This window comes from Rhodococcus sp. no. 34, from assembly GCF_054589475.1.
Genome location: NZ_BAAILK010000041.1, coordinates 26,126 through 38,988, shown reverse-complemented (window position 1 = coordinate 38,988; position 12,863 = coordinate 26,126). Strand labels below are relative to the sequence as shown.

Here is a 12,863-nt window from a genome sequence, read left to right as displayed (position 1 = left end):
CGTATCACGCGCCCCGCGGTTGACGCATCATTGCGTAGATCGTCGGCCCGCCGCCTGGCATGACGATGTCACGGGTCACTTCGAAACCGAAGCGGTTGTAGTACGGGATGTTCGATTCCTTGCTGCTCTCGAGGTAAGCGTCGACATGTTCACGGTCACAACGCTCCAACCGAGAGTTCAGTAGCGCTTTGCCGTATCCCCCACCGCGCGCCGCGCTGCCGGTCCCGACGGTCGCGAGATACCAGTGCGGCGAATTCGGGTGTGCTCCTTCGAGAACGGAGCTGACCTCGGCCGCGTGTCGTAGCCCCCTGCCGAAGACACGCACCATTGCGGGCAGGCTCACGAGCCCGGAAATCCACGACTGCTTCCACCGCCCCGGCGGATCCCACAGAGTTGCCCCGCCGATCACGCCGTTGTCATCGGTGGCCACCTCGACACCGCCACCGGCGAAGTGGTGGTAACGAGCTTCTGCGGCAAACAGTTTCGTCAGGCGCTCAGCCCTGGAGTCCTCGTCCGGCAACATCCAGGCCATCAAAGGATCATCTTCGAACGCCTCGGCCAACACCGCCGACAGCGCCGGAATATCGGATCGGACAGCCGGCCGCACGTGTACACCCATGAGGCGAGAGTACCGCCGACTGTCCGAATCCCTGGACTTTGAACAGCGCTGTCCTTGAACCGATCAGACGAGCAAGCCCGCAATCCGCGGCGGAATCTGTTCGAGCGCATACGGCAAGCTCAGTACGGTGCTCCACGTCATGGCTTCGGCAGCAGCGTCTTCCAGAATGATCGCGCGGCCGTCCTTCACGACGTCAAGTTCCTGGTAGATCGGGGTCTTGTCCAATTCCGCCCGAAGCTTGTCGCCGTAGCCACCACCGGCGTACCAGACGAGTACGTCGACGTCCGCAAGCGAGAGTTGCTCGGTGCTGATCTCGGCGAAGTTACCCGTGATCTGATCGGTGACAGGCGGATTCACGAATCCGAGTTCAGTGAAGAACCTCACCTTGGGGTCTTCCGGTCCGTAGACCCCGAATTGCCCCGGCCCCTTCAACGCGCCGACCAGAACGGTCTTGCCGGCAAACGCCGGATTGGCCGTCTTCACGTCGGCGAACTTCTTGTCGACGCCGGCGATCAGCTCGGTGGCCTTCCCTTGCTGCCCCAGCGCTTCGCCGATGATGGTCGTCTGGTTCTGCCAGGGGATTCCGTAATCCGCGAACTCCTTCGGCTGCGCCACCGTCGGCGCAATGGCACTGAGTTTGTCGTACTGCGCCTGAGTGAGCCCGGAGTAGGTGCCGACAATCAGGTCGGGTGTCGTGGCAGCGACCTTCTCCATCTGAATGGTGGTGCCCGCGGTTCCGATGATCTCGGGAGTCGCCCCGTTCAGCAGCGGCTGCGCCCATGGCCACACACCGTAGGGGTAATCGCCGTACCAGTCGAAGGTTCCGACCAAAGTCCCACCGAGGGCGAGGATCGCATCTTGATCGTTGTATCCGACACTGACGATCCGCTGCGGATCCTTGGGCAGCTCGGTAGCCCCAAATTTGTGGGTGATCGATCCCGCAGAGTCACCGCTGGGAGGTGTGTCCTCGTCGTTCGAACTGGAGCAGGCTGCGGCGAATGCCAGCAACGCTCCCGACGTGCCGATCAGAAATCCGCGCCGGGTCAGCCGACCTGCGTCCGTTCGATCCATGTTCCTACCCCTTAAAGTCTGCTGGTTCGGTAGGTAAGGCTAGCCGATGAAAGCTTCATTCCGGCTAGTTCGACCGGCCCATTCGATGGCAGTACCGCGCCGTTCGGGCCACTATGGAGACATGACGCGCCAGGGCCCCTCGAAGGACATCGACGAATCGGATCTCGAAGTCACGCACCCCAAGGACTACGCCGCCGGAGTTCCGGCCGTTCTGGTGTCGCTGCAACGAGGAATCGAGCAGATGGGAGCCTTGCGGACCGCCCGAACGCTCACCAGACTCAACCAGCGCCACGGCTTCGACTGCCCGGGGTGTGCGTGGCCGGAGACTCCCGGACATCGCAAGCCCGCCGAATTCTGCGAGAACGGAGCGAAGGCTGTTGCCGAGGAAGCAACGCTTCGCACCGTCACACCCGAATTCTTCGCGGAGCACTCGATCGCCGATCTCGATGGCAAGACCGACTACTGGCTCGGACAGCAGGGGCGACTGACGCACCCGATGGTCCTGACGCCGGGAGCAACCCATTACCGGCCGATCGACTGGGACGGCGCGTACGCACTGATCGCCGAACATCTGAACGGCCTCGCATCGCCGGACGAAGCGGTGTTCTACACCTCCGGTCGCACGTCCAACGAAGCCGCGTTTCTCTACCAGTTGATGATTCGCAGCTACGGCACCAACAACATGCCCGACTGTTCCAACATGTGTCACGAGTCGTCCGGAAGCGCACTGACCGAATCCATCGGCATCGGCAAAGGCTCGGTGACGGTTCCCGACCTCGAGAACGCCGATCTCATCCTCATCGCCGGACAGAACCCCGGCACCAACCACCCTCGAATGCTCTCCACACTCGAGAAGGCAAAGAGCAACGGCGCCAAGATCATTGCCATCAATCCTCTGCCCGAGGCGGGATTGCGCAGGTTCAAGGATCCACAGAAGGTGTCCGGCGTGATCGGGCACGGAGTCGACATCGCGGACGAGTTCCTGCAGATCAGACTGGGCGGCGACATGGCGCTGTTCCAAGGCCTGGGGAAGCTGCTACTCGAGCAGGAAGATCGCGCTCCCGGGACGGTCGTCGACCGTGCCTTCGTCGACCGGTACTGCGCCGGTTGGGACGAATACGAGAAGCACATCCGCGCGGTCGATCTCGAGACGGTACTCGAGGCAACGGGTCTGTCGATGGCACAGCTCGAGGAAACGGCGGCCGCACTTGCCCGATCCGAGCGAACCGTCACCTGCTGGGCCATGGGGATCACTCAGCACACACACGGAGTCGCCACCATCGAAGAAGCAGTCAACCTGCTGCTCATGCGTGGAATGATGGGCAAACCCGGTGCTGGCGTTTGTCCGGTGCGAGGACACTCCAATGTCCAGGGTGACCGCACGATGGGCATCTGGGAAAAGATGCCGGAAGAGTTCCTGGCCGCGCTCGACACCGAGTTCTCGATCTCGAGTCCCCGCAAGCACGGATGGGACACCGTCGACGCGATCCGCGCCATGAACGCAGGCAAGGCAAGCTTCTTCATGGCGATGGGCGGCAACTTCATCCAGGCAAGCCCGGACACCGCAGCGACCGAAACAGCGTTGCGTCAATGCGAACTCACCGTGCAGGTGTCCACCAAGCTGAACCGCAGTCACGTGGTCCACGGGCAGACCGCGATCATCCTCCCCACCCTCGGACGCACCGACCTCGACGTCCAAGCCGGCGGAAAGCAGCTTGTCTCCGTGGAGGATTCGATGTCCATGGTGCACCTGTCGCGCGGACGCCTCACACCGGTCAGCCCCTACCTGCGTAGCGAAGTCGCCATCATCTGCCAACTCGCCCGCGAACTACTCGGCAACGATCACTCCGTCCGCTGGTCGGCCTTCGAGGGCAACTACGATCTGATCCGCGATTCCATCTCACGGGTAGTGCCAGGCTGCGAAAACTACAACTCCCGCGTTCGAGAGCCAGACGGATTCCAACTCCCCCACCCGCCGCGTGACTCGCGTGAGTTCCGCACGCACACCGGCAAAGCCAACTTCGGCGTGAACGACCTGCACTGGATACCCACTCCGAGTGGGCGCCTGATTCTGCAGACGATGCGCAGCCACGACCAGTACAACACCACGATCTACGGCCTCGACGACAGATACCGCGGCATCAAGGGCGGACGCAAGGTCATCCTCGTCAACGCCGAAGACATCACCGCGCTCGGATTCCGTGACGGCGATCTCGTCGACATCGTGTCCGAGTGGACAACACCCGACGGCACACTCGAAGAGCGTCGGGTCACGGAATTCCGCATCGTCTCCTACGACACCCCGCGCGGCAATGCTGCGGCGTACTACCCCGAGACAAATCCGCTCGTTCCCCTCGAACACGTTGCAGCCAAGTCGAACACGCCGGTGTCGAAGGCCGTCACCGTTCGACTCGAAGCATCGGGCGCCTGAGATGGGACGAGTCACCGCACGAACACCGGTCGTTCGAATCTCGGGAGATCGGGTCGTCACGCGCCCCGACACGCTGGCCGTCGAGGAACCACTCGAAATGAGAGTTGGTGGTCAGGTGCTGGCAGTGACGATGCGGACCCCCGGCAACGACGTCGACCTCGTGCACGGATTCCTTCTCAGCGAAGGTGTCATCGCCACCCGCGACGACGTGAGCGTCGTCCGCTACTGCGACGGCGTCGACGAATCCGGTGCGAACACGTACAACGTCCTCGACATCGCTCTCGCTCCCGGAGTGCCGTTGCCCGATCACACCACCGATCGGAACACTGTCGTCAGTTCCGCGTGCGGCGTGTGCGGCAAGACGTCACTCGATGCCGTCCGAACCACGACGCGACATCCGCTGGTCGGTGACACGACTTCCGTCACCTCGACCATCCTGTCGGCCATGCCGGTCACACTGCGGGAGAGCCAACGGATCTTCGAGCGCACCGGTGGCCTGCACGCGGCCGGATTGTTCACCGCCACCGGCGAACTCCTGGCACTGCGCGAGGATGTCGGCCGTCACAACGCCGTCGACAAGGTGATCGGTTGGGCTATCACCGACGGCCGAGTGCCCCTCTACGACACGATCTTGATCGTCAGCGGGCGGGCGTCGTTCGAACTCGTCCAGAAGGCCGTCATGGCCGGCATTCCGATCCTCGGTGCTGTCTCCGCGCCGTCGTCGCTGGCCGTGGAACTAGCGCAGGAGTCCGGGCTGACTCTCGCCGGTTTCATCCGCGGCGATTCGATGAACGTCTACTCGCACCCGCACCGAGTCGAGGTCACGTCGAACTCGCACGCAACTGAGCCGACAGTCGCACAGCGGAGTTGACTTCCCCGTAGCCCTCGTATCCACCCACTCGCTGCACGACCTCGAAGAACAGGTCTCCCCCGACCGTCGGGGTGAACAGGTGGAAGAACTCACCGCGGGCGTCAGCGTCGTAAAGGATTCCGGCGCTGCGCATCCGGTCGAGCAGTTCTGAATTCAGACCGAAACGTGCGTCCAGATCGTCGTAGTAGTTCGGGGAAATGGGTAGCGGAGCAAAGCCCCAGTCCTGCATGGACGCAGCGGCACCGAAGATGTTCTCACACGCGAAAGCGACGTGGCTGACGCCGCCGCGACGGACCGTCGGCAGCCCGCTTCGACTGCCCTCCACCATGTTCAGTGAGATCCGCAGGGTATGTCCGTCACCGTCCTGAACGAGCGTGAGTGCCTGGCTCCGCATGAGTCCGACCGAATCGGTGACGTCCTGCCCCTCGTGCGGTTGCATCTCGAACACGGACCGCAGGAGCAGCATGATGCCGTCCCAACTCTCCGCCGGAACTGCCAGTGCCACGTGGTCGATCCCGGTGAACACTGCGCCCTGTTCACGATTGCGCTCGGCGGGCAGCGGGTAGATCTCGAATGCCGATTCCCACGCTGCAGCGCTGCCAGGGCCACGAAGGTCGATCGATGTCGCATCGGTGACCTTCAAGCGTACGACGTCCGGTACCTCGGAGTTCTCGTCGCTCGAACCGGGCAACTGCACGCGCGTCGCCGGCACTTCGAGAGCCAGAGCGCGCTCTCCCCACACCTCGGGTTCGGTTGCCCTGATGCCGATCTGAGTGAGAACCGGTAGATCCGCAGGCAGCCCGGGCGCCGTCCACACCGTGCCCGCAGTCGCATCCACGGCAACGGTGAGCGGTCCGTGCCGCCACAACTGCAAATCGTGATCGTGGTGCCGTCCGACAAGATGAAAACCGACGCGAGAGAGCATCGAGTGCACCTGGTCCTGTTTAGCCGGACCCGCAGCGATTCGCAGAGACACGATCCCTTCGAGCGGGGTGCGCTCCGGGGCGGTGAACAGCGTGGGTCCACCGGCGGCAGGGTTCGCGGCAGCGACCTGTTCTTCCAGATGCAGGAGCGACCGATGAGCGTCGATTGCCGTCCGCTGGGTGTCAGCGCGGCGAAATACGTCGTTGAAGATCTCGAGCGACCACGGTCCGTCGTAACCGGTGGCGTAGACATGCTGAGCGAACGCACTGAGATCGAAGCTGCCCTGCCCCGGGAAGTTTCGGTGATGCCGGCTCCACTGGAGGATGTCCATCGCCAAGAACGGAGCGTCCGCCAACTGGAGGAAGAAGATCTTCTCGCCGGGAATCTCGCGAATTCCGGCGGGATCGTCACCGCGCGAGAGGATGTGAAAGCTGTCCAGACAGGTACCGAGCGAAGGATGGTCGACGCCCTCGACGATCTGCCACGCATGGCCGTACGTGTTGACGTGGGCACCCCACGCGAGCGCCTCGTAGGCAACCTTCTTGCCGTGCTCGGACGCCAGTTCGGCGAGAGCTCCGAATTGCTCTGTCAACTGACCGTCGTCGTGACTTGCGGTCGGCAGGGGCGAGGAGCACACCAGGAGCGTCTCGCACCCCAGTTGATCCATGAGCTCGAATTTGCGTTGCACTCGAACAAGATTCCGAGCAAATTGGGCCTCGTCCACCGTGTCGAAGTCACGGAACGGCTGATACAGATCGAGGGTCAAGCCCAGATCCGCAGCCCTCGTTCGTAATTCCTTCGGGGACCACGGCGAAGCAACAAAATCCGGCTCGAACACCTCGAAGCCGTCGAAGCCGGCAGCAGCGATGGCGTCGAGCTTCTCCTCGAGAGTGCCACTGAGCGATACCGTCGCGATCGACGTCCGGACCGGGGCACTCACAGCGCTGCCGCAGTCTGTTCGCCGTGTACAAGTTCCGTCATGTGCGCGAGCATCCGCTTACTGTCGGGCTCGATGCCCGTGAAGATCCGGAACGCGTCGACGGCCTGGAAGACAGTCATTCCGCCTCCGCTGAGCGTCGGGGCTCCGATCAGCCTTGCCTGACGCAACAGTTCGGTTTCGAGTGGGCGGTAGACGATTTCGGCCACCCACAGATCAGGGCGAAGCAGATTTGGCGAGAATGCCATTCCGGGATGAGCCGCCATTCCCATCGGCGTCGCGTGGATCAATCCGTTTGCCTTGCCGAGCACTTCGGCGAGGTCGCTCGTGTGCCGCGCCTCGACTACCTGGGCCGGAAACTGCTGGGCGAAGGTTTGTGCAAGTTCCTCCGCGCGAGGCAGGCTCGAATCGACCAACGTCAGCGTCCCGACGCCACGGGTGAGCGCGGCATAGGCAACCGCCGCACCGGCTCCGCCGGCACCGAGCTGCACGACGCGATCGAGCTGTGCTCCGGGAAGTCCGTCGTCGAAATTTCGGCCGAAGCCCGACCAATCGGTGTTGTGTCCGATCGCCTTGCCGGCGTCGAAGAGGACCGTGTTCACCGCTCCGAGCCGGCTCGCATCCGGCGAGAGCTCGTCGAGGTGCTCGATCACCAACTGCTTGCACGGGTGAGTGATGTTGAGGCCGCGGAACCCGAAACGTCGTGCATAGGTGAGAAGTTCACCGATGTCCGACGTCGCCATGCCCATCACGTCGAGATCGAGGATGCGGTAGACGTACGGAAGACCCTGCCTGCGCCCTTCTTCCTCGTGCATGATCGGAGTCAAAGAGGCTCCGATTCCGGTGCCGATCAGACCGCAGAGCATCGAATCGCTCATCAGTTCTTCCCTTCTCGGATGCAGACGAATTCGACTGCAGCGCTGTATCCGTCGATTCCCAATCCACAGATGACGGCGTCGGCGATGCCGGAGACATACGAGTGGTGACGGAATTCTTCGCGACTGTGGATGTTGCTGATGTGCACCTCCACGACGGGGGCATCGAGTGTGACCAGAGCGTCACGCAACGCAACGGAGGTGTGCGAGTACCCGCCGGGATTGATGACGATGCCCGCAACGTTTCCCCTGGCCTCGTGGATCCAATCGATCAGTTGGCCCTCGTGGTTCGACTGCTTTGCCTCGACCATCGCCCCGAACTTCTCGGCCGCCGCTACACAGCGGGAAACTACGTCGTCCAGCGTGTCTCTCCCGTAGAACTCCGGTTGGCGCTGGCCCAACAAATTCAAGTTGGGCCCGTTGAGGACCAGAACCGGTAGAGATGAAGTCATCAGGGGCACCTCGGGGTTGACGCTCGAAACTAATGTACGAACTAGTGAGTTAGTTCACTGGACGTTACTCCCCCGGCGCGGACTCGACAAGCAAAGTCGACAAACTGCTGACAGATAGAGTGAGCACATGGTTTCCGAGCAGTCAGTGAACTCCGTGGTGTCGAAGCCGGAGAAGCGACGCCGAAACAGCGATCTGACCAGGGTGAACATCATCGCCGTCGCCACCGAGGAGTTTGCCGACAAAGGCTTTGCCGGCGCCCGAGTGGACGAGATCGCAACCAAGACTCACACCACCAAGCGCATGATCTACTACTACTTCACCGACAAGGAAGGGCTGTACAAGTCCGTCCTCGAGCATGCGTACAGCGTCATTCGCGCACAGGAACGCGAACTCGACCTCGAGGGGTTGAACCCCACCGCAGCGGTCCGCGCCTTGGCCGAACTCACCTTCGACCACCACGAACAACACCCGAATTTCATTCGGCTCGTGGCCAACGAGAACATGCTCCGCGGCGAGCACATCGAGAAATCCGAGCTACTCAGCGGCCTCGGCGCCCCCGCCGCAGACCTGGTCTCGCAGATCCTCCACGACGGACAGCAGTCTGGGGCATTCCGCTCCGACGTCGATGCTCTCGACATTCACATGTTGATCAGCAGTTACTGCGTCTTTCGTATCGCCAATCGTTACACCTTCAAAGCGCTCTTCGACCGCGATCTGACCGACTCGACGCATCGTGAGCATCTTCGAACAATGCTCGGCGACATGGTTGTTGCGTTCCTGACCTCGAAGGCGCCGTCCTGACCCACCCCGAAGTCCGAAAAATCCCCCTACGGTGGTGAGTGGAACTCACAGCTGCCACCGGGAGGAATGACGTGACCGAGAATTACGTAGACGGGCTTTCACTCGAGGAGAAGGCGTCGTTGACGTCCGGCTCGGATTTCTGGCACAGCCAGTCCGTTGCCGGCATCGAATCGATACTCCTGACCGACGGTCCGCACGGAGTCCGGAAACAACCCGAGGGCGGCGACGCACTCGGACTCGGCCACAGCATTCCAGCGACATGTTTCCCACCGGCGGTCGGGTTGGGCTCGTCGTGGAACCTCGACCTCATCCGCCAGGTCGGTGAGGCTCTGGGCGACGAGGCCAAAGCCGAACAAGTCTCGGTCCTCCTCGGCCCAGGCATCAACATCAAACGATCACCCTTGTGTGGCAGGAATTTCGAATACGTCTCCGAGGACCCATTCCTCTCCGGCCGCGTCGCGGCAGCGCTGATCACCGGCATCCAGTCTCGCGGCGTCGGAACCTCGCTCAAGCACTTCGCTGCCAACAACCAAGAACACGACCGGATGAGAGTCAGTGCCGACGTCGACGAACGGACGCTGCGCGAGATCTATCTGGCCGGCTTCGAGTACGCCGTCAAGACTGCGGCCCCGACGACGGTCATGTGCTCGTACAACAAGATCAACGGTGTGTACTCGAGCCAGAACCATTGGCTGCTCACCGAGGTACTCCGCGAACAGTGGGGCTTCGACGGCCTCGTCGTTTCGGACTGGGGAGCGGTCAACGACCGCGTGGCGGCACTCGCCGCGGGCCTCGACCTGGAAATGCCGCCGACCGGAACCGATACCCAGATCGTCGACGCCGTGCGCGGCGGCGACCTGGACGAATCAGTGCTCACCACTGCCGCCGAGCGCCTGGCGACGCTGGTGGCACGCACCGCCGCCGCGCGCACCGAGGGCTACACGTACGACGTCGAGCGTCACCACGAACTGGCACGGACCGCTGCGGCGGAGTCCGCTGTATTGCTGGCCAACGACGGAGAAATACTGCCGCTGACCCCCGGCGGGCAAACCGTCGCGGTGATCGGCGAATTCGCATGCAGCCCGCGGTACCAGGGAGCCGGCAGTTCACAGGTGGTCCCGACCAGGCTCGACAATGCCTTGGACGCGATCCTCGACCTCGAAGGCGCCGACCGCGTCACTTTCGCACCGGGCTTCACCTTCGACGGCACTCCGGACGACGACATGGTCACCGAGGCTGTCGACGCCGCACGCCGCGCCGACGTCGCGGTGCTGTTCCTCGGACTACCGTCCGCCACGGAATCCGAAGGATTCGACCGAACCGACATCGAACTGCCGGCTGACCAGATCGCCGTGCTGGAAGCGGTCCACGGCGCGAACCCGAACACGGTCGTCGTGCTCGCCAACGGCGGTGTGGTTGCGATCGAGCCTTGGAAGGATCATGCCGCCGCAATCCTCGAGGGCTGGCTACTCGGCCAGGCGGGCGGCTCGGCGATTGCCGATCTTCTGTTCGGCATCACGAATCCGTCCGGCCGCCTGACGGAGACCATTCCGCTTCGCCTCCAAGACAATCCGTCGTATCTGCATTTCCCGGGATCACAGCAGCACGTCCGCTACGGCGAAGGCCTGTACGTGGGATACCGCTACTACGACTCCGCGCTGCGCGAAGTGGCGTACCCGTTCGGGTTCGGGCTGAGCTACACCACCTTCGACATCACCGATACCTCCGTCGAGGCCGGTGAGAACTCCGCCGAAGTGACCGTCACCGTGCGCAACAGCGGCGACCGATCGGGCAGCACCGTCATTCAGGTCTACGTTCACGACGCCTCGAAAGGCGTCGATCGTCCTGCGCAGGAATTGAAAGGCTTTGCCAAGGTGCACCTCGACCCCGACGAATCCGCGAGTGTGACCATCACGCTCGACACCAGGGCATTTGCCTATTGGTCCGTCGCGGCGCAGGACTGGGCGATCGAGGCCGGCGACTACGAGATCCGCGTCGGCTTCTCGTCTCGGGACATCGCGACCACCGACACGATCACGCTGGCCGGAAACGTCGGCGTCGGCACGCTCGACGCCATGTCGACCATCGGCGAATGGCTCGCCCATCCCGTCGGCAGCGCAGTTCTCGGCACCGCCATGGCTGCCGCAGCGGGCGACGGCGCACAGGCGGTCAGCCCAGAGATGATGGCACTCGCAGGCTCGATGCCGCTCGGAAAACTCGCCACCTTCGGCCTCGGGATCACCGAGGAACAGGTGGAGCAGTTGGTGGCGGCCGCAGCACAGCCGGCCCCCTAACTCCCTGAACTGCGGTTTCGACGAGCGGCGTGACCGCCAGTAGATTTTTATGAACTATTTGGTTAATAATCTTGTGTAGTCGCTGTGGCGTCGGTTACATTCCTTGTATCGCTCTCCGCACAGACGTTCTCGATACGAACACTCTCGACGAACACCATCGGCGGATGTAGAGCCTCCACGACGCTTCCACCCAGGAGATGAGCATGTCAGCTAGCACGGTTACACCGTCCGGGCCCGAGGCGGGATCCTTGGCCAGACCGGACACGACCAAGGTCAAGCGCGCCGCAACATCGTCGTTTCTCGGCAGCATGCTCGAGTACTACGACTTCTACATCTACGCCTCCGCCGCTGCGCTCATCTTCCCCACTGTGTTCTTCCCGGACAGCGGACATGCGGCTCTGCTTTCGCTGGCCACCTTCGGCGTCGCGTACGTCGCGCGTCCCCTCGGCGCTGTAGTCCTCGGCCATTTCGGTGACCGCGTCGGCCGCAAGAAGATCATGCTGCTCACGCTCATTCTGATGGGCGCAGCCACCTTCCTCATCGGATGTATTCCCAGCGCCGATTCGATCGGAGTTCTTGCACCGATCCTTCTTGTCCTGATGAGAATCGCCCAGGGCATCTCCGCCGCGGGTGAACAGAGCGGTGCCAGCTCACTGACGCTCGAACACGCCCCCGAAGGCAGACGGGCGTTCTTCTGCAGTTGGACCCTCAACGGCACCCAGGCCGGCTTCATCCTCGCCAGCCTCGTATTCCTGCCCATCGCCGCGCTCCCCGACGACATCCTTTACACGTGGGGTTGGCGAATCCCGTTCTGGGGCAGCCTGATCGTTCTGGTCGCGGCATACATCATGCGTCTCAAGCTCGAAGAGCCCGAAGAGTTCACCGAGCAGCAGGAATCCAAGACCGTCGCCAAATTGCCTGTTGCCGATCTTCTTCGCACCCACAGCGCAAATCTGATTCGCGTGATCTGCTGCGCTTTCATCGCCGTCGTCTCGACCATCTTCTCCGTCTTCGGACTCGCCTTCGCGACCACCGAAGAAGTGGGGATTCCGAAGTCGACCATGCTCTGGGTTGCCATCGCAGCCAACGCCGTAGCCCTGCTCAGTCAGCCCGCCTGGGCGATGCTCTCCGACCGGATCGGTCGCAGGCCGCTGTTCATCGGCGGGGCCCTCGGTAGCGCCGTGTTCATCTACGTGTACTTCGGCGCAATCGCCAGCGGCAACGTTCCCCTGATCTTCCTCGCCGCAATCGGATTGATGTCCGTCTTCTACGCTGCCCCGAATGCCATCTGGCCGTCGTTCTACTCCGAGATGTTCAACACCAAGGTCCGCTACTCGGGCATCGCAATCGGAACCCAGGTCGGCTTCGCCCTCGCAGGCTTTGCCCCCGCCATCGGCAACGCCCTCATGGGCGGCGACAAGACACACTGGATGCCCGTCGCCATTCTGACTTCGGTGGCGTGCGTCATCTGCGCGATCTCGGCGTTCACCGCCAAGGAGACGTTCCGCACTCCCCTCAAGGAACTCGGCAACCCGATCTAGCCGAATACCCGACAGACATCCTGCACGAACGACTGTGTTACACGAA

General features: G+C 62.7%; 10 protein-coding genes. 5 read left to right on the top strand and 5 right to left on the bottom strand.

Annotated features, from left to right (window positions below):
* Window positions 1-4: 4 nt before the first annotated feature.
* Together ACYP01_RS17630 and ACYP01_RS17625 are read right to left on the bottom strand one after the other, a co-directional pair.
* Entirely contained in the window at window positions 5-619 is a 615-nt protein-coding gene (locus tag ACYP01_RS17630; protein ID WP_003944518.1) for a GNAT family N-acetyltransferase, read from the bottom strand.
* A 63-nt stretch (window positions 620-682) separates the two neighbouring features.
* Window positions 683-1,690, bottom strand: a complete 1,008-nt coding sequence (locus tag ACYP01_RS17625; protein ID WP_003944558.1) for an iron-siderophore ABC transporter substrate-binding protein — start codon at window positions 1,688-1,690, stop codon at window positions 683-685.
* A gap of 121 nt (window positions 1,691-1,811) precedes the next feature.
* On the opposite strand from ACYP01_RS17625, the gene ACYP01_RS17620 reads away from it, so the two are divergent.
* Window positions 1,812-4,121, top strand: coding sequence for an FdhF/YdeP family oxidoreductase (locus ACYP01_RS17620; RefSeq protein WP_176742005.1), 2,310 nt, complete (start codon window positions 1,812-1,814; stop codon window positions 4,119-4,121).
* Between the two features lies 1 nt (window position 4,122).
* Window positions 4,123-4,992 (top strand): formate dehydrogenase accessory sulfurtransferase FdhD, encoded by an 870-nt coding sequence (fdhD, locus tag ACYP01_RS17615; protein ID WP_003944453.1) that lies wholly within the window; start codon window positions 4,123-4,125, stop codon window positions 4,990-4,992.
* On the opposite strand, the gene ACYP01_RS17610 is transcribed toward fdhD, so the two are convergent.
* From ACYP01_RS17610 to aroQ, 3 genes are read right to left on the bottom strand one after another with little or no spacing between them, the layout of a single operon-like run.
* Window positions 4,943-6,856, bottom strand: coding sequence for a TIM barrel protein (locus tag ACYP01_RS17610; protein WP_459681497.1), 1,914 nt, complete (start codon window positions 6,854-6,856; stop codon window positions 4,943-4,945). The genes fdhD and ACYP01_RS17610 overlap by 50 nt on opposite strands.
* Window positions 6,853-7,731 (bottom strand): shikimate dehydrogenase, encoded by an 879-nt coding sequence (locus tag ACYP01_RS17605; protein WP_459681495.1) that lies wholly within the window; start codon window positions 7,729-7,731, stop codon window positions 6,853-6,855. Before ACYP01_RS17605 ends, ACYP01_RS17610 begins: the two co-directional genes overlap by 4 nt.
* Window positions 7,731-8,180 (bottom strand): type II 3-dehydroquinate dehydratase, encoded by a 450-nt coding sequence (gene aroQ, locus ACYP01_RS17600; protein WP_003944454.1) that lies wholly within the window; start codon window positions 8,178-8,180, stop codon window positions 7,731-7,733. The genes ACYP01_RS17605 and aroQ overlap by 1 nt, the downstream gene beginning before the upstream one ends.
* 127 nt (window positions 8,181-8,307) lie before the next feature.
* Here aroQ and ACYP01_RS17595 point away from each other — a divergent pair, with 127 nt between their 5' ends.
* The 3 genes from ACYP01_RS17595 (at window position 8,308) to ACYP01_RS17585 (ending at window position 12,817) form a co-directional block, all read left to right on the top strand.
* Window positions 8,308-8,982 carry a TetR family transcriptional regulator gene (locus ACYP01_RS17595; RefSeq protein ID WP_019749082.1) on the top strand — a complete coding sequence of 225 codons (675 nt, stop codon included), beginning with the start codon at window positions 8,308-8,310 and terminating at the stop codon, window positions 8,980-8,982.
* Window positions 8,983-9,053: 71 nt separating this feature from the next.
* Window positions 9,054-11,276, top strand: coding sequence for a glycoside hydrolase family 3 C-terminal domain-containing protein (locus ACYP01_RS17590; protein ID WP_459681492.1), 2,223 nt, complete (start codon window positions 9,054-9,056; stop codon window positions 11,274-11,276).
* Between the two features lie 203 nt (window positions 11,277-11,479).
* Window positions 11,480-12,817 carry an MFS transporter gene (locus ACYP01_RS17585; protein WP_003944496.1) on the top strand — a complete coding sequence of 446 codons (1,338 nt, stop codon included), beginning with the start codon at window positions 11,480-11,482 and terminating at the stop codon, window positions 12,815-12,817.
* Window positions 12,818-12,863: the final 46 nt, after the last annotated feature.

Coding starts and splice junctions, on each gene's coding strand:
- ACYP01_RS17630 (WP_003944518.1), bottom strand. CDS start 619: ATGGGTGTACACGTGCGGCCGGCTGTCCGATCCGATATTCCGGCGCTG.
- ACYP01_RS17625 (WP_003944558.1), bottom strand. CDS start 1,690: ATGGATCGAACGGACGCAGGTCGGCTGACCCGGCGCGGATTTCTGATC.
- ACYP01_RS17620 (WP_176742005.1), top strand. CDS start 1,812: ATGACGCGCCAGGGCCCCTCGAAGGACATCGACGAATCGGATCTCGAA.
- fdhD (WP_003944453.1), top strand. CDS start 4,123: ATGGGACGAGTCACCGCACGAACACCGGTCGTTCGAATCTCGGGAGAT.
- ACYP01_RS17605 (WP_459681495.1), bottom strand. CDS start 7,731: ATGAGCGATTCGATGCTCTGCGGTCTGATCGGCACCGGAATCGGAGCC.
- aroQ (WP_003944454.1), bottom strand. CDS start 8,180: ATGACTTCATCTCTACCGGTTCTGGTCCTCAACGGGCCCAACTTGAAT.
- ACYP01_RS17595 (WP_019749082.1), top strand. CDS start 8,308: ATGGTTTCCGAGCAGTCAGTGAACTCCGTGGTGTCGAAGCCGGAGAAG.
- ACYP01_RS17585 (WP_003944496.1), top strand. CDS start 11,480: ATGTCAGCTAGCACGGTTACACCGTCCGGGCCCGAGGCGGGATCCTTG.